At 61.2% G+C, this 15,713-nt stretch carries 16 protein-coding genes; 9 read left to right on the forward strand and 7 right to left on the reverse strand.

Annotated elements, in window-relative coordinates; all coding sequences use genetic code 11:
- Window positions 1-76 precede the first annotated feature (76 nt).
- The 3 genes from glpD to glpT all read right to left on the reverse strand — a co-directional run bounded on the left by glpD (window position 77) and on the right by glpT (window position 4,101).
- Complete coding sequence (glpD, locus tag OKC44_RS00800) at window positions 77-1,564, reverse strand: glycerol-3-phosphate dehydrogenase (protein WP_011705543.1); 1,488 nt, start codon at window positions 1,562-1,564, stop codon at window positions 77-79.
- A 321-nt stretch (window positions 1,565-1,885) separates the two neighbouring features.
- Window positions 1,886-2,644 (reverse strand): DeoR/GlpR family transcriptional regulator, encoded by a 759-nt coding sequence (locus tag OKC44_RS00805; protein WP_011705542.1) that lies wholly within the window; start codon window positions 2,642-2,644, stop codon window positions 1,886-1,888.
- A gap of 101 nt (window positions 2,645-2,745) precedes the next feature.
- Window positions 2,746-4,101, reverse strand: coding sequence for a glycerol-3-phosphate transporter (gene glpT / locus OKC44_RS00810; RefSeq protein WP_011705541.1), 1,356 nt, complete (start codon window positions 4,099-4,101; stop codon window positions 2,746-2,748).
- 487 nt (window positions 4,102-4,588) lie between these two features.
- Between glpT and OKC44_RS00815 the strand changes: the two genes are divergently transcribed.
- Window positions 4,589-5,437, forward strand: coding sequence for an MIP/aquaporin family protein (locus tag OKC44_RS00815; protein WP_029301314.1), 849 nt, complete (start codon window positions 4,589-4,591; stop codon window positions 5,435-5,437).
- A gap of 54 nt (window positions 5,438-5,491) precedes the next feature.
- On the forward strand, window positions 5,492-6,994 hold the full coding sequence (glpK, locus tag OKC44_RS00820) for a glycerol kinase GlpK (RefSeq protein ID WP_139748598.1): 1,503 nt from the start codon (window positions 5,492-5,494) through the stop codon (window positions 6,992-6,994).
- A 163-nt stretch (window positions 6,995-7,157) separates the two neighbouring features.
- On the opposite strand, the gene OKC44_RS00825 is transcribed toward glpK, so the two are convergent.
- Entirely contained in the window at window positions 7,158-8,060 is a 903-nt protein-coding gene (locus OKC44_RS00825; protein ID WP_017409919.1) for a LysR substrate-binding domain-containing protein, read from the reverse strand.
- A gap of 190 nt (window positions 8,061-8,250) precedes the next feature.
- Between OKC44_RS00825 and OKC44_RS00830 the strand changes: the two genes are divergently transcribed.
- The 7 genes from OKC44_RS00830 (at window position 8,251) to OKC44_RS00860 (ending at window position 12,774) form a co-directional block, all read left to right on the forward strand.
- Window positions 8,251-8,637 (forward strand): DUF6404 family protein, encoded by a 387-nt coding sequence (locus tag OKC44_RS00830; RefSeq protein ID WP_270810480.1) that lies wholly within the window; start codon window positions 8,251-8,253, stop codon window positions 8,635-8,637.
- A gap of 57 nt (window positions 8,638-8,694) precedes the next feature.
- On the forward strand, window positions 8,695-8,916 hold the full coding sequence (locus OKC44_RS00835; RefSeq protein WP_270810483.1) for a hypothetical protein: 222 nt from the start codon (window positions 8,695-8,697) through the stop codon (window positions 8,914-8,916).
- A 115-nt stretch (window positions 8,917-9,031) separates the two neighbouring features.
- Window positions 9,032-9,418, forward strand: coding sequence for a DUF6404 family protein (locus OKC44_RS00840; RefSeq protein ID WP_270810485.1), 387 nt, complete (start codon window positions 9,032-9,034; stop codon window positions 9,416-9,418).
- A 20-nt stretch (window positions 9,419-9,438) separates the two neighbouring features.
- Entirely contained in the window at window positions 9,439-9,804 is a 366-nt protein-coding gene (locus OKC44_RS00845) for a VOC family protein (protein ID WP_270810487.1), read from the forward strand.
- Between the two features lie 176 nt (window positions 9,805-9,980).
- Window positions 9,981-10,277 (forward strand): putative quinol monooxygenase, encoded by a 297-nt coding sequence (locus tag OKC44_RS00850; protein WP_270810489.1) that lies wholly within the window; start codon window positions 9,981-9,983, stop codon window positions 10,275-10,277.
- A 47-nt stretch (window positions 10,278-10,324) separates the two neighbouring features.
- Window positions 10,325-11,128 (forward strand): 2,5-didehydrogluconate reductase DkgB, encoded by an 804-nt coding sequence (gene dkgB / locus OKC44_RS00855; RefSeq protein WP_270810492.1) that lies wholly within the window; start codon window positions 10,325-10,327, stop codon window positions 11,126-11,128.
- 473 nt (window positions 11,129-11,601) lie between these two features.
- Window positions 11,602-12,774, forward strand: a complete 1,173-nt coding sequence (locus OKC44_RS00860; protein ID WP_270810494.1) for an MFS transporter — start codon at window positions 11,602-11,604, stop codon at window positions 12,772-12,774.
- Window positions 12,775-12,836: 62 nt separating this feature from the next.
- On the opposite strand, the gene cydX is transcribed toward OKC44_RS00860, so the two are convergent.
- From cydX to OKC44_RS00875, 3 genes are read right to left on the reverse strand one after another with little or no spacing between them, the layout of a single operon-like run.
- Window positions 12,837-12,950, reverse strand: coding sequence for a cytochrome bd-I oxidase subunit CydX (cydX, locus tag OKC44_RS00865; protein WP_005310033.1), 114 nt, complete (start codon window positions 12,948-12,950; stop codon window positions 12,837-12,839).
- A gap of 27 nt (window positions 12,951-12,977) precedes the next feature.
- On the reverse strand, window positions 12,978-14,105 hold the full coding sequence (cydB, locus tag OKC44_RS00870; RefSeq protein ID WP_270810497.1) for a cytochrome d ubiquinol oxidase subunit II: 1,128 nt from the start codon (window positions 14,103-14,105) through the stop codon (window positions 12,978-12,980).
- Window positions 14,105-15,676, reverse strand: a complete 1,572-nt coding sequence (locus OKC44_RS00875) for a cytochrome ubiquinol oxidase subunit I (protein ID WP_024943730.1) — start codon at window positions 15,674-15,676, stop codon at window positions 14,105-14,107. Before OKC44_RS00875 ends, cydB begins: the two co-directional genes overlap by 1 nt.
- Window positions 15,677-15,713 lie beyond the last annotated feature (37 nt).

The following is a 15,713-nucleotide window of genomic DNA, read 5'->3' on the forward strand; positions in this document are numbered from 1 at the left end:
GGGATGTAGGTTATTGTTATAACAGAGGTTTATTGTATTTTCACGGCGGGCGGCCAGGGCCGCCCACCGGGGATGATCAGCAGGCTTCGGGCAGGGCGTGGTGGTGTTCGCTGAGCCAGGCAGCCAGTTGCTGCTGCTCGGCTTCGGACAGACGTAGCCCCAGCTTGCTGCGGCGCCACAGAATGTCTTCCAGGCTGCAGGCCCACTCCCGCTCGATAAGGTAGCGCACCTCAGATTCGTACAGTCCGGCACCAAAATGCTGGCCACGCTCCTGATGCAGCCAGAGACGGGCATGGGCGCCATAGGCCTCGGCAATGCGCAGGGCACTGCGATCATCGAGCCAGTCGAATTCCAGCGCAAAGGCGCGCGCCAGCTCGCGAACCGAGCAGTCGAACTCGCCACCGGGCAGCCGGCTGTTGGCGGTCCAGTCATCCCCCATCTGGCTGAACCAGGGCTTGAGCTTGTTGCAGGCAGCCTGGGCCAGCTTGCGGTAAGTGGTGAGCTTGCCGCCAAACACCGACAACAGCGGCGCGCCGTCGGATTCACCGGACAGTTCGAGGGTGTAGTCGCGGGTCACCGCCTGCGGCGAGTCGGACTCGTCGTCGCACAGCGGGCGCACCCCGGCATAGGTCCAGATCACGTCTTTGGGGGCGATCTGACGGGTGAAGTGGGCGTTGACCACCTTGCACAGGTAGTTGATCTCGGCGTCGCTGATCTTGGCTTCGCGCGGGCTGCCCTTGTGCTCCACGTCCGTGGTGCCGATCAGCGAGTAGTCCTGCTGATAAGGGATGACGAAGACGATGCGGTTGTCCTCGTTTTGCAGGATGTAGGCCTCTTCGCGCTCATGGATGCGCGGCACTATCATGTGGCTGCCCTTGATGAGGCGAATGCCACGCGGGGATTTCTCGTGCAGGCTCTCGTCATAGAAGGTCTTGACCCAGGGGCCGGCTGCATTGACCAGACCGCGGCAGGTGACGTTGAACTGCTCGCCCCCTTCCCGCTCCAGGGTCAGGGTCCAATGTTTGGAGCCGCGCACCGCCTTGACGCAGCGGGTGCGGGTCTGCACGTCGGCGCCCTTGTCGCGGGCCATCATGGCGTTGAGCACCACCAGCCGGGCGTCGTCGACCCAGGCGTCCGAATACTCGAACCCCTTGCTGATGCCGGCGGTGAGGCCATCCTGCGGCAGGAAGCGCACGCCGCAGCTGCCCTTGAGCTTGTCGCGCTTGGCCAGGTTGTCATAGAGGAACAGGCCGGCACGGATCATCCAGGCCGGGCGCAGGTGCGGGCGATGGGGCAGCCGAAAACGCATGGGACGGGCGATGTGGGGGGCCATGCCGAGCAGCACCTCCCGCTCCGCCAGCGCCTCTTTCACCAGCCGGAATTCGTAATGTTCGAGGTAGCGCAGGCCGCCGTGGATCAACTTGCTGGAGTTGGAAGAGGTGGCAGAGGCAAGATCGCGCGCCTCGAACAGGGCAACCTTCAGACCCCGCCCCGCTGCATCAGCCGCAATGCCTACCCCGTTGATGCCGCCGCCGACGACGACCAGATCATAATGTTCGCTCATGTTCACCTACTTTCTTATTTTGACCTTGCGAAACCGTCGCAATGTTTGATTTCGCTCATATTAGGGCATGAAAAAATGATAAACGAACATTTTATGGAGAAAATGTGATCGCGATTGTTTTGGCAATGCTAAAAATGCTGCCGGTCGGTGATAAAGCGGCGCAGCCTGGGGAAAACAGGGGCAATGCTGTGAGCGAGATCGCGCTTTTTGGGACATCAGCACGACATTGGCGGTGGAATGAGGGTGAGCAGAAGTGCGGGGAGGCTGAAAACGAAGCGGCCGCCCGATGGCGGCCTGGTGCTGGAACGGGTTAGCGGCGACTCAGCAGATGTGGCACTCGATCTGATGCTGGGACATCAGCCGCATCAGCTTCTCCGGCGGCTCCTGATCGGTGAACAGGGCGTGGATCTGGCTGAGGTTGCCGAGGTTGACCATGGCGTTGCGGCCGAACTTGGTGTGGTCGGCGGCCAGGAACACCTGACGGGAGTGGGCGATGATGGCCTGGGCAATCTTCACCTCGTGGTAGTCGAAGTCGAGCAATGAGCCGTCGCTGTCGATGCCCGAGATGCCGATGACGCCGTAGTCCATGCGAAACTGGCCGATGAAGTCGCGGGTCGCCTCCCCCACGATGCCGCCATCCCGGTTGCGAATTTCGCCACCGGCGATGATGACGGTGAAGTCATCCTTGGCGGTGAGGATGCTGGCCACGTTGAGGTTGTTGGTGACGATGCGCAGCTCGCGGTGATCGAGCAGGGCACGGGCGATGGCTTCGGTGGTGGTGCCGATGTCGATGAACAGCGACGAGCCGTCGGGAATATTGGCGGCCACTTCACGGGCAATGCGCTCTTTCTCCTTGAGCTGCATCACCTTGCGGGCGCTGTAGGCGGTGTTGACGGTACTCGAATGCAGGGAGGCCCCGCCATGGTGGCGCCGGATCTTGTTCTGCTCGGCGAGATCGTTGAGATCCCGGCGAATGGTCTGGGGGCTGACGTCAAAGTGGGTCACCAGATCCTCGGTCGAGACAAAGCCCTGCCGCGTCAGGACGTCCAGGATCTCCAGATGTCGTTGGGTTTGCTTCACGCTTGAACTCCGATGATGAGACGAAAAAAGGCCCCGGCAGATGCGGGGCCTTGGGGAGTTTACCTGATCCCTTTTCCAATCGATAAGGGCAGGATCACGTTTTATGCCTTATGGGCAGCCGCTTTGGCGGCAATCGACTGGTTCTCGTGCTTGAGGGTCATCGCCAGCAGGATGATGGAGAGCACACAGGAAGCGGTCAGCACCATGAAGCCGCCATCCCAGCCGAAGTGGTCCACGGTGTAGCCCAGCATGGCGTTGGCCGCGACCGCGCCACCCAGATAACCGAACAGACCGGTGAAGCCTGCCGCAGTACCGGCGGCCTTCTTCGGCGCCAGCTCCAGGGCATAGAGGCCGATCAGCATGACGGGGCCGTAGATCAGGAAGCCGATGGCCACCAGCGCCATCATGTCGACGGTCGGGTTGCCGGCCGGGTTGAACCAGTAGACCAGCACGGCCACGGTCACCAGCACCATGAACAGGATGCCGGCCGGTGCACGGCGGCCCTGGAACATCTTGTCAGAGATCCAGCCGCACAGCAGGGTGCCCGGAATACCCGCCCACTCGTACAGGAAGTACGCCCAGGAGGAGTTGTCGACGCTGAAGTCCTTGGCCTCTTTCAGGTAGGTCGGCGCCCAGTCCAGCACACCGTAACGGATGAGATAAACGAAGGCGTTGGCAATGGCGATGTACCACAGCAGCTTGTTGTGCAGCACGTACTTGACGAAGATCTCCTTGGCGGAAAACTCCTGCTCGTGGCTTTCGTTATAGTCCTTCGGATAGTCGTTCTTGTGCTCTTCGATGGGAGGCAGACCGACAGATTGCGGGGTGTCGCGCATCACGAAGAAGGCGATCACCGCGATGGCGGCAGCGGCAGCAGCCGGCACATAGAAGGCACTGCGCCAGTCGTTGAACCAGCCCATCCCCAGAATGAACAGCGGACCTATCATGCCGCCACCCACGTTGTGAGCCACGTTCCAGACCGCAACCACTTCGCCGCGCTCCTTCTGTGACCACCAGTGCACCATGGTGCGACCGCAGGGCGGCCAGCCCATGCCCTGTGCCCAGCCGTTCAGGAACAACAGCACGAACATGATGGCGATGCTGGAGGTGGCCCAGTGCATGGTCCCCATCATGAACATGATGCCGGCCGACAGCAGCAGACCGGCGGAGAGGAAGTAGCGGGCGTTGGAGCGGTCCGACACGTTCCCCATCAGGAACTTGGAGAGACCGTAGGCGATGGAGACGCCAGACAGCGCCAGACCCAGATCACCGCGGGAGAAGCCCTGCTCGATCAGATAGGGCATCGCCAGACTGAAGTTTTTCCGTACCAGGTAGTAACCGGCATAACCGAAGAAGATCCCGAAAAACACCTGCCAACGCATGCGTTTGTAGAAGGGGTCGACCTTGTCGGCCGGGAGCCTGTCTATGTGTGGTGCAGGCCTGAAGAGACTAAGCATGTTCTGCTTCCTTATTGTTGTTGTGGGCGGTTGAGGGTGCCCTGTCCATGCTGACCAATCAGATGAGTCCTGATTCGAAAGCGAGCCTATTGTGCTCATATGTGAACATTTAATCTGTGATGGAGGCTGAAATATTGCAGTTTTATTACAAAAGAAAGTACCAAATGAGCAATCACTCATCAGCCGCAATCCCTTGTGTAGCAAGGCTTTTGGCTACCCACTAAGTGGTATAACCACTGTATCAACTTGCTTTCCGTCACATTTTCTTAGCAATGAGTGGGATCTTGTCCACATTTCCTGCGGGGAGGGAGTGGTGAATGGGCGATTTAGGTTTATTTTCTCTCTCGTCCGAGAACGAGCGCAAACGAGCATAACGTTTGCGTCAGCTCAAAAAACAAGAAGAAACGTTTTCGGACGCAATAATGGGAATGAAAAACAACAAAACGGAACATCAAACCTACTCTGGGTGGATATAAGGAATAACGGTATGAGCATACAAAGACCCAATACCCTGCTTGGCGAATGCATTGCCGAGTTTATCGGAACCGGCCTGCTGATATTTTTCGGCGTCGGCTGCGTGGCCGCACTAGTGCTGGCGGGAGCTAACTTCGGGCAATGGGAAATTTCCATTACCTGGGGTCTGGGCGTCGCCATCGCCATCTATGTCACCGGCGGTATCTCCGGTGCCCACCTCAACCCGGCCGTGACCCTGGCGCTGATGACCTTCTGCGGGTTCGACAAGCGCAAAGTGGTGCCCTACATCATTGCCCAGGTTGCCGGCGCCTTCTGCTTCGCAGCGCTGGTCTACTTCCTCTATGGTAACCTTTTCACCCAGTGGGAAGTGACCCACAACGTGGTGCGCGGCAGCGTCGAGAGCCTCGGCAGCGCCGGCATCTTCTCTACCTACCCGAACGCCCTGCTCTCCAACATGCAGGCCTTTGCGGTCGAGATGGTGATCACCGCCGTGCTGATGCTGGGCATCATGGCACTGGGTGACAACAACAACGGTGCCCCCAAAGGCTTCGCCGCCGCTCTGCTGATCGGTATCCTGATCGCGGTGATCGGCGCCTCCCTTGGCCCGTTAACCGGTTTCGCCATGAACCCGGCCCGTGATTTCGGCCCCAAACTGTTCGCCTTCCTGGCTGGCTGGGGTGATGTGGCCATGACCGGTGGTCGTGACAACCCCTACTTCTGGGTTCCCATCCTCGGCCCCATCGTCGGTGCCCAGATCGGTACTGCCCTCTATGTAAAAGTGTTGGCTCCTTGTGTGCCGGGCAACCGTGTTGCCGCCACCGAGCAAGCTGCCCAAACCGCCAAAGAAGAGGCCGCCGCTTAAGAGCGGCCCTCCCCAACGTGTAAAAACGTGGAAAATAAAAACGTGGAGAACATCATGTCTGCTGAAAAGAAATATGTCGTCGCTCTGGACCAGGGAACTACCTCTTCCCGTGCCATCGTGTTTGATCAGGATGCGAATATCGTCGCGACCTCCCAGCGCGAATTCACCCAGCACTACCCGAAAGCGGGCTGGGTGGAGCACGACCCGATGGAGATCTGGGCAACCCAGTCCTCCGTCTTCACCGAAGTGCTGGCCAAGAGCGGCCTTCGCAGCGAAGAGATCGCCGCCATCGGCATCACCAACCAGCGTGAAACCACAGTGGTGTGGGAAAAGGCCACCGGCAAACCCATCTACAACGCCATCGTCTGGCAGTGCCGCCGTACCGCGGCCATCTGTGAAGAGCTCAAAGCGCGCGGCCTGGAAGAGTACGTGCGCGACAATACCGGTCTGGTGCTGGACGCCTATTTCTCCGGCACCAAGGTGAAGTGGATCCTCGACAACGTCGAAGGGGCCCGCGAGAAGGCGATGAACGGCGAGCTGCTGTTCGGCACCATCGATACCTGGCTGGTATGGAAGATGACCAACGGCGAAGTGCATGTCACCGACCCCACCAACGCCTCCCGTACCATGCTCTACAACATCCGCGACCTGAAGTGGGATCAGAAGATGCTGGACGAGCTGGGCATCCCCATGTCCATGCTGCCACAAGTGAAACCCTCTTCCGAGGTCTATGGCTACACCACCCGTGGCGGCGGCTCCCGCATCCCCATCGCCGGTATCGCCGGTGACCAGCAGTCTGCCCTGTTCGGCCAGCTCTGCTTCGAGAAAGGGATGGCTAAGAACACCTACGGCACCGGCTGCTTCATGCTGATGAACACCGGCACCGAGCCGGTTCGCTCCAGCAACGGCCTGCTGACCACCGTCGCCATCGGCCCGAAAGGGGAAGTGAACTACGCGCTGGAAGGTGCGGTGTTTATGGGCGGCGCCACCATCCAGTGGCTGCGTGACGAGCTGAAGATCATTCACGATGCCCGCGACACCGACTACTTCGCCTCCAAGGTTGGCGACACCAACGGCGTCTACCTGGTACCGGCCTTCGTCGGCCTGGGTGCTCCCTACTGGGATCCGTATGCTCGTGGCACCATGGTCGGCCTGACCCGCGGCGCCAATCGCAACCACATCATCCGTGCCGCGCTGGAATCCATCGCCTATCAGAGCCGCGATGTGCTGGATGCGATGCAGCAGGACTCCGGCATCAAGCTGGCGGCCCTCAAGGTGGACGGTGGCGCGGTAGCCAACGACTTCCTGATGCAGTTCCAGGCTGACATGATGCACACCCCGGTGGTGCGTCCGACCCGTATCGAGACCACCGCCATGGGCGCTGCCTTCCTGGCTGGCCTCGCCGTCGGCTTCTGGAAGAGCTCGGAAGAGCTGGAAGACAAGTTCAGCGTGGACCGCGAGTTCATCCCGCAGATGGACCGCGACGATCGCGCCAAGCGTTACAACGGCTGGAAGAAGGCGGTGGAACGTTCACGCCGCTGGGCAGAAGAGGAGTGATCGGGCAACCGACCCAGTCTTGAGCTGAAAAACATGAGAGGCCGACAGCGATGTCGGCCTCTCTGTTTTAGCGCCGCCCCGATAATGACGCCCCCTATCCTCCTTGAATAGCGCCTATGCGCGGCGAGCCCCTTCTACCGGGCAGCCCGGTCAGAGCGCAGGGCTACAGCATCTCGCTGCCGAGCTGCTCTTTAAGGAAATCGAGCCAGACCCGCAGCCGGATGTCGCGCTGGGCATCGGAGTAGAACACCGCATTGATGGGGCGCGAGGCACCGCTGTTGCTGCGGGCCAGCACCTCCACCAGCGCGCCGCTCATCCGATCCTGCCCGGTCATGAAATCCGACAGACAGACGATCCCCTGCCCCCGCAGCGCCAGCTGGCGCAAGGTTTCACCGCTGCTGGCACGCAGGGTCGGGGTGATGGGAAAGCGATCCCCCTGCTCCTGGCTCAAAAGCGGCCAGTGGTTGAGGTGATCGGGGTGCAAAAAACCGAGCAGCTCGTGCCCGCTCAGCAGATCCGCCGGCTGGCGCGGGGTGCCGCGCTCACGCAAATAGTCGGGGGATGCCAGCAGCCGCAGCCGCGAGCGGCCCAGCGGCAGCGCCCGCAGGGAGGAGTCGGTCAGCTCGCCGATGCGAATGGCCATGTCCACCCGCCGCTCCATCAGGTTGATAAAGCCCTCGGAGCTGTGCAGTTGCAGCTCGATGGCGGGATAGCGGCGGCGAAACTCGCCGATGATGGGCACCAGCCGGTGCAGGATGAAAGGGGTGGCGGCATCGACCCGCAATACCCCCTCCGGCTGCTCGCGGCGCATCAGCAGCAGCCCCTCCGCCTCGCTCATCTCGGTCAGGATCTTCACCGCCCGCTGATAGAACCAGCTCCCCTCCTCGGTCAGGCTGACCCGTCTCGTGGTGCGGTTGAGCAGCACGGTCGAGAGCTTCTCTTCCAGCCGCTTGATGCCGCGGCTCACCACCGAATTGTCCATGCCGAGGTTCTCCGCCGCCTGGCGAAAACTGCCCGCCTCCACCACCGCCACAAACAGGGTCAGTTCATCAGAATGGGTCTTCATTGCTGCAATCCAGACAAGAGTAACGGGCCTTTATAGGCACGGGGGCCCTGGATTGGCAAGGACGCTCTGGTAGTTGTGCTGGTATTTAGCAGAGAAATAATCTGAGATGGCTGCTATCCCTCAGCCTGCCTAATCCGTAGAATGCCGCAAAAAAGCACCATATGACGCCGCTGCGATATAAGGCAAATCAATGACATTTGAAGAACGGCTAACCATCGCCCATCAGACTCTGGCTGACCAAGGCATCAAGGAATATGACTACAACCCATGGATGTTCAAGCTGCTGCGCAAACTCGGCTGCACCGTCAAGCCACCTTATTACGCGGGCGGGCTGGTCAATTTTCTTTGTGCCAGCCTCAGTATCGCGCCGATCTGGGGTCTGATTATGTGGACGTTCGTCTGGCACCCAGAGGGAAGATCTTTCGTATCATCCTTGTTCAGCACAGCTCTATTCGCTGGCCTGTTTGGCCTCGTTACCTTAATCAGGCTCTGGCTGAAGCGCAGGCAGCTTGATTTGACCCCATGGGAACAGCTAGCACACCAATCCATCCGTGAAAGCGCGGCAGGAAAAGGCTGAAACCCCGCCGCAAAATGGCAGCAGATGTAATACAGGCTACAGATACGGACCCCCACCTTGCCCGATTTCGTTAAATTCATGATCAGTTTTTCAGTTTACTGCGTCATTCCAATGGCCATTGGCTTGTTGGTTCTCACCTACCGACTTTTCCGCTACCACAATGGCAACTGGCGCAGCTATCAACGCAGCCGTGACCTTCTTCCTCTATTCTATTCCATTATCCTTGGTATGGTGGTAGCAAGAAGATTTCATCCGGCCATCATGGCGGCCCTGGAGTGATTGGAAAGCGTATAGATAAATAACGTGACCACGAGCCCACATCGCGTCGATGGTTTGCCAGTAGAATGCGGCAAGGTGGCATCGTATGACACCAAACACCTCAAGGAAAAACATCATGGAGTTCGAACGCAGGCTGGCCGCCGCCCACCGGGAGCTGGCAGAGAAGGGCGTGCAGACGCTCAACTACAACCCGCCGATCGCCTGGCTGCTGCGAAAGGCTGGGTTCACCATCAGACCGCCCCACTACGAACGCTTTCTGGTCAATGTCCTTGCTCTGGGGATCCCCACTGGCGCTATCTGGGGGGTATTGATGTGGTTCTTCGGCTGGCAACATGAGGTAACGCCAGCATTCGCCCTGCGCCAGAGCCTGCTGTTTGGCATAGGGTTCGGTCTGCTGATGGCGACCTGGCTCTGGTTTCGGCGCAAGCAGCTCAAGCTGACCCCTTGGGACGCTTTGCCCCACTCCACGAGCCGCACGCAAAAACGCTGGCAACCGAAATAATCATCGACAAGGAGATCCTCATGACCAGGGCCCATGAAAAACTGAACTATGTGGAGTTTGCGGCCAGGGATCTTGCCGCTACCAAGGCCTTCTTTCAGGCCGCTTTCGGCTGGCAATTTGCCGATTATGGCCCCGATTATTGCGCCTTCGAGGGGGAAGGGCTGGATGGTGGTTTCTATCGCGCCGATCTCTGCAGCCAGAGCGCGCAAGGCGGCGCCCTGCTGGTGTTCTACAGCACCGATATTGAGGCGACCCAGAGCAAGGTAGCCGGCGCCGGGGGCACCATAGTTCGCCCCCTGTTCGATTTTCCCGGTGGCCGCCGATTTCACTTTGTCGAGCCCAGCGGCAATGAATTTGCGGTCTGGTCCGAGCCGGCCAATGCCTGATGGCAAGGGGGCGCCCCGGCGCTCCCTGCTCCTTTTACCGCCCTGACTTTCTCATCGCCACCTCGCACCGATCCATTCATTGCTGCTCTTATCTCAATAGTGTTTTGCGACAGCGGCCCTGTTTCGGGCAAGTCTCGGTGGGCATACTGACCCTTCGTTTTTGCAAGGAGGTTCAGATGTCTTCACCCGTGATTGTGATTGCCCAGCTTGAGGCCAAACCCGAATTCACCGCCCAGTTTCGCGCCGCCCTGGATCCCTTGATCGCGGCCACCTTGCAGGAGGCTGGCTGTCTGCGCTACCAGCTGCATCAGGATCTGGACAATCCCCATAGCTGGATGCTCTACGAGGGGTGGGAGAGCGAGGCCGCCCTTCGCGCCCATCAGGGCCAGCCCCACTTTACCGAATTTGTCGCCAGGGCCGAGCCCTGGTTTGCCGGCAGCACCATTCGCCGCTATCAGCCGCTGGACGCCTGATTTGCCGCGCCGCTGAGCGCCCTTTTGCAACCTATTTGAGGAACAACATGATGAAGATGCCCAACCTGGGTCTTGGTACCTTTCGCCTGACCGGCCAGCCCCTGCGCGACTCCCTGCTGCAGGGGCTCGAGCTTGGCTACCGCCATATCGACACCGCCCAGATCTACGCCAACGAGGCCGAAGTGGGCCAACTGATGAGCGAGAGCGGCGTACCACGCCAGGATATCTACCTGACCACCAAGGTGTGGACCAGCGAGTTCGGGCCGGGCAAGGTGATCCCGAGCCTGGAGGTGAGCCAGGAAAAACTGGGCACCGACTATCTGGATCTGGCGCTTATTCACTGGCCCTCCCCCAAGAATGAGGTGCCGATGGCGGTCTATCTGGAGCAGCTGGCCGAAGCCAAGGCCCGGGGCCTGACCCGCGAGATCGGGGTCTCCAACTTCACCGTGGCCCAGCTTAAAGAAGCCATCGATATTCTGGGGCCGGGCGTCATCGCCCATCAGCAGGTGGAGATCCACCCGCTGCTGCAAAACCGCAAGGTGGTGGCGTTCTGCCAGGCCCACGGCATCGCCATCACCGCCTATATGCCGCTCGCCTATGGCAAGGTGCTCACCGAGCCGCTGCTGATGGAAATTGGCCAGCGCCACGGCGTCTCGGCGGCCCAGGTGTCGCTGGCCTGGCTGCTGGCCCAGGGCATGACGGTGATCCCAAGCTCCACCAAACGGGAGAATCTGGCCGCCAACCTGACGGCATTGAAGGTGCAACTCAGTCGCGATGAGATGGCCGCCATCGCGATCCTGGAGCGAGGCGAGCGCTGCGCCAACCCGGACTTTGCGCCGGATTGGGATTAAACGGGGGGATGCATGGCCCCTCTCGCTTCGGCGGCGGGTACCGGCAACTCTCACTAGCCTATTGCAGCCACGAGCTATCCCCTCTCCCTGCGGGAGAGGGTTAGGGTGAGGGGCAAGCACCTCTTATTAGGTCATCAGGCCTTCAACCAGATAGCCCCCTAATCCCCAGCCCTTCTCCCGCAAGGGGAGAAGGGAGCAATTAACGCTCAATGACATTCTTCAGCACCAGCGGGAGGCATCATGCCTCCCGCTCTTTTGTCTCCAACACCACGGCACAGCCGCCTGTGACGCCCCCCCCCCCCTCGCGCGCTACGACCTGTTTTTGCCGCGTTGCCTCAGCCACTCCTCCTTCCACGACACCATTGCTGCTGATTTGGCAAAAGTAATTTGATGTTGTCGTCATTTTTACCAACAAACGCCCTCGGCATACTGGCGCCATTCTCCCGTCGGGAGTCCCTATCCAAGGAGTTGTTATGCCACTGGCGTTATTTGCCCTCACTCTGAGTGCCTTTGCGATCGGCACCACCGAATTCGTGATCGTGGGGCTCATCCCCACCATCGCCGAACAGCTGAATGTCTCGCTCCCCTCGGCGGGCCTCCTGGTCAGCCTCTATGCCCTTGGGGTGGCTATCGGCGCCCCAATCTTAACGGCGCTCACCGGCAAGGTGCCACGCAAGTGGCTGCTGGTGGGGCTGATGGCACTCTTCACCGCCGGCAACCTGCTGGCCTGGCAGGCCCCCGGTTACGAGAGCCTGATCGTGGCCCGCATCCTGACCGGGCTGGCCCACGGGGTCTTCTTCTCGGTGGGTAGCACCATCGCCACCGGCTTGGTGGCCAAGGAGAAGGCGGCCAGCGCCATCGCCATCATGTTCAGCGGCCTCACCATCGCGCTGGTGACCGGCGTACCGCTCGGCACCTGGATTGGTCAGGTCTTCGGCTGGCGCGAGACCTTTCTGGTGGTGAGCCTGCTTGGCCTCGTCGCCATGGTGGGCAGCCTGCTGCTGATCCCGAGCAACCTGCCCAAGGGGGCGGCCTCGACCCTTCGCGAGCAGCTCTCGGTACTCACCAAAAAGCCGCTGCTGCTGGTCTACGCCAAGACGGCGCTCGGTTACGGTGGTGCCTTCACGGCGTTCACCTTCCTCGCCCCCATCCTGCAGCAGGTGAGCGGCTTTAGCGCCGGTGCGGTGAGCCTCATTCTGCTGGTGTACGGGGTATCGGTCGCCGTCGGCAATATCTGGGGTGGCAAGCTGGCTGACAAGATGGGCCCGCTGCCTGCGCTGAAGCTGCTGTTTGCCGGTCTCGCATTGGTGTTGCTGGTACTCACCTTCACCGCGCCGCACCCGGTGCTGGCGGTGCTGACCGTGCTGGTGTGGGGCGCCTTTGCCTTTGGCAACGTGCCGGGCCTGCAGGTACTGGTAGTGAAACAGGCCGAGCGGCACACCCCCAGGGTGGTGGACGTGGCATCGGGCCTCAATATTGCCGCCTTCAACGTCGGCATTGCGCTGGGCTCCGTCGTTGGTGGCCTGGTGGTGGAACACCTGGGGTTGATGCACACCCCCTGGATCGGGGCGCTGATCGTGCTGCTGGCCTACGGCCTCACCCATGTCAGCGAGCGGCAGGCCGCCCGGGTCGCCCTCCCCGCCTAAGCGAGCCTCCCTACCAGATGCAAAAAGGCCGACACCTGTGTCGGCCTTTTCATGGCTGCGTCTCAAGACTCCTTGAGATCCTCATCGGCGGCCCAGCGCGCCTCCAGCCAGAGCAGGTTGACCAACCCGCACAACAGGGCGAAGCCCAGCCCCAGAATCCAGGTGAAATACCACATATCGCATGATCCTTTGGTTGAAGAGGGTTAGTAGAGGCTGTGGCCGTGCTGGCGGATCTGCTGGGCGCTCATCTTGCCGCGCACCACCCGGTAGACCCAGAGGGTGTAGCCGATGTTGATTGGCATCAGCACCCCGACAATCCCCAGCATGATGAAGAGGGTGCGCTCGCTGGAGGTGCTGTCCCACAGGGTCAGGCTGCTGGACGGATCCAGCGACGAGGGCAGCACGAACGGGAACAGGGCGATGGCGATGGTCAGCATCATGCTGGCGCAAGCGCCGCCACTGGCGAGCAGGGCCGTGCGCGGCAGTTCGCGGGCGCTGGCCAGGCTGCTCACCATGGGCAGCACCAGGCCGAGCGCCGGCACGCACCAGAGCCAGGGATGGGCCACAAAGTTGGCAAGCCAGCCCTGCTGGGCCACCCCCACCTCCTTCATCAGCGGGGTGAGCGCCCCGTTGATATCCCCTATCTCCAGCACCCGGTAGCCGGCCATCTGGCTGAGCCAGACGCCGCCCAGGGCAAACAGGCCGCTCGCCAGCGGGCCGAGCCAGAGGCTCTGGCGGGCGCAGCGCCGGGCGATCTCTCCCTGGGTCTTGCACTGCAGGAAGCTGGCGCCGTGCAGCAACAACAGCGCCAGCGCCGTCCCCATGCAGGTCAACAGCAGCGGCCAGTGGAAGTCAAAGGCACCGTAGTGGATGCGAAGGGCCGCATCGAAGCGAAACGGCAGCCCCTGCAGCAAAAAGCCGAGGGTAACGCCAAACACCAGGGTCGGCAGCAGGCCGCCCACCACCAGGGCGCGATCCCACCAGCGGCGCCAGACCGGGTCCGCCAGCTTGCTGCGATAGTCAAAACCGACCGGCCGCAGGAACAGGCCGAACAGCAGGAACATGAAGGGCACGTAGAGCGCCGAGAAGGCGGCGGCATAGACCAGCGGCCAGGCGGCGAACAGAGCGCCGGCCCCGGCGATGAGCCACACCTGGTTGCCCTCCCACACCGGCCCCACGCTGTTGAGCAGCACCCGCCGCTCCTCGTCGTTCTTGGCCACCACCGGCAGCAGCATGGCCACGCCGAGATCGAAGCCATCCATCACCACGAAGCCGACCAGCATGAACAGCACCAGCCCCCACCAGATCAATTTCAGAGTTTCGTAATCCATCAGGCAGGACTCCCGTTTTGCAACACTTCACCTTGATAGCGACCCGTCTGCAGGCTGGCGGGCCCTTTGCGGATCACATGACGCAACAAGAACAACTCCACCACCAGCAGGCTGGTGTAGATGAGACAGATGGAGATCAGGCTGAACCAGAGCTGGCCCGGGGTCAGCAAGGAGACGGACGCCGACACCGGCAGCACGTCGCTGATGGTCCAGGGCTGGCGACCGAACTCGGCCACGAACCAGCCCGCCTCGATGGCAATCCAGGGCAGCGGAATAGACCAGAACAGGGCCTTGAGCAGACGCGGGGATTGCACCAGCTTGCCCCGGCACAGCTGCAGGAAGGCGGCGGCAAACAGCGCCAGCAGCACCACGCCGATACCCACCATCAGCCTAAAGCTCCAGAACAGCGGCGCCACCTGAGGGATGGAGTCCGCCACCGCCTTGGCGATGGCCGCCTCGTCCGCCTTGCCAATCTCCTTGGCATAGGGGGTGAGCAAGAGGCCGTAGCCCAGATCCTGGCGATGACGCTCGAAGGTGGCTCGCGCCGCCTGGTTGCTGCCGTCCGCCCGCATCGTCTCCAGCGCCTCGTGGGCCAGCATGCCGCTGCGAATGCGCTCCTCGTGCCGCGCCTTGAGATCTTTGAGGCCCGTCACCTGCTCATCGAGGGAGCGAGTGGCGATGATGCCCATCAGATAGGGGATCTTCACCGCGGCGTGGGTGGTCTCGGCGGCCTGATCCGGAAAGCCGAACAGGGTGAAGGAGGCCGGCGCCGGCTCGGTGTGCCACTCCGCCTCGATGGCGGCCAGCTTCACCTGCTGCACCTCGCCGGTGCGATAGCCCGACTCGTCGCCAAGCACGATGACCGAGAGGATGGCCGCCAGACCGAAGCCCGAGGCGATAGCAAAGGAGCGCAGGGCGAAGCGCACCTCCATGCGGCGCAGCAGATACCAGCTGCTCACCCCCATCACGAACAGGGAGGCCGCCACATAACCCGCCGCCACCGTGTGCACGAACTTCACCTGAGCCACCGGGTTGAAGATCACCGCGGCCACGTCCACCAGCTCCATGCGCATGGTCATCGGGTTGAACTCGGCACCGACCGGGTTTTGCATCCAGCCGTTGGCGATGAGGATCCAGAGCGCGGAGAGGTTGGAGCCGAGCGCCACCAGCATGGTCACCAGCAGGTGCTGACCGCGGGAGAGCTTGTCCCAGCCGAAGAAGAACAGACCCACCAGGGTGGACTCGAGGAAGAAGGCCATCAGCCCTTCCACCGCCAGCGGCGTGCCGAAGATGTCGCCGACATAGTGGGAGTAGTAGGCCCAGTTGGTACCGAACTGGAACTCCAGGGTAATGCCGGTGGTCACCCCCATCACGAAGTTGATGCCAAACAGCTTGCCCCAGAAACGGGTGATGTCTTTGTAGATCACCTTGCCGGTCATCACGTAGGCCGACTCGGCGATCACCAGGATCCAGGACAGCCCCAGGGTGAGGGGCACAAACAGAAAGTGGAACATCGCCGTCGCCCCGAACTGCATTCGGGAGAGGCTGACCACATCATCCAGGCTTATCATGCATGACTCTCTATGTTGCATTTAACAGACAGGTTTT

It is taken from the genome of Aeromonas sp. S41-2, assembly GCF_027705845.1.
GTDB lineage: Bacteria > Pseudomonadota > Gammaproteobacteria > Enterobacterales > Aeromonadaceae > Aeromonas > Aeromonas hydrophila.

Coding starts and splice junctions, on each gene's coding strand:
- glpD (WP_011705543.1), bottom strand. CDS start 1,564: ATGAGCGAACATTATGATCTGGTCGTCGTCGGCGGCGGCATCAACGGG.
- glpT (WP_011705541.1), bottom strand. CDS start 4,101: ATGCTTAGTCTCTTCAGGCCTGCACCACACATAGACAGGCTCCCGGCC.
- OKC44_RS00815 (WP_029301314.1), top strand. CDS start 4,589: ATGAGCATACAAAGACCCAATACCCTGCTTGGCGAATGCATTGCCGAG.
- glpK (WP_139748598.1), top strand. CDS start 5,492: ATGTCTGCTGAAAAGAAATATGTCGTCGCTCTGGACCAGGGAACTACC.
- OKC44_RS00825 (WP_017409919.1), bottom strand. CDS start 8,060: ATGAAGACCCATTCTGATGAACTGACCCTGTTTGTGGCGGTGGTGGAG.
- OKC44_RS00830 (WP_270810480.1), top strand. CDS start 8,251: ATGACATTTGAAGAACGGCTAACCATCGCCCATCAGACTCTGGCTGAC.
- OKC44_RS00840 (WP_270810485.1), top strand. CDS start 9,032: ATGGAGTTCGAACGCAGGCTGGCCGCCGCCCACCGGGAGCTGGCAGAG.
- OKC44_RS00845 (WP_270810487.1), top strand. CDS start 9,439: ATGACCAGGGCCCATGAAAAACTGAACTATGTGGAGTTTGCGGCCAGG.
- OKC44_RS00850 (WP_270810489.1), top strand. CDS start 9,981: ATGTCTTCACCCGTGATTGTGATTGCCCAGCTTGAGGCCAAACCCGAA.
- dkgB (WP_270810492.1), top strand. CDS start 10,325: ATGATGAAGATGCCCAACCTGGGTCTTGGTACCTTTCGCCTGACCGGC.
- OKC44_RS00860 (WP_270810494.1), top strand. CDS start 11,602: ATGCCACTGGCGTTATTTGCCCTCACTCTGAGTGCCTTTGCGATCGGC.
- cydX (WP_005310033.1), bottom strand. CDS start 12,950: ATGTGGTATTTCACCTGGATTCTGGGGCTGGGCTTCGCCCTGTTGTGC.
- cydB (WP_270810497.1), bottom strand. CDS start 14,105: ATGGATTACGAAACTCTGAAATTGATCTGGTGGGGGCTGGTGCTGTTC.
- OKC44_RS00875 (WP_024943730.1), bottom strand. CDS start 15,676: ATGATAAGCCTGGATGATGTGGTCAGCCTCTCCCGAATGCAGTTCGGG.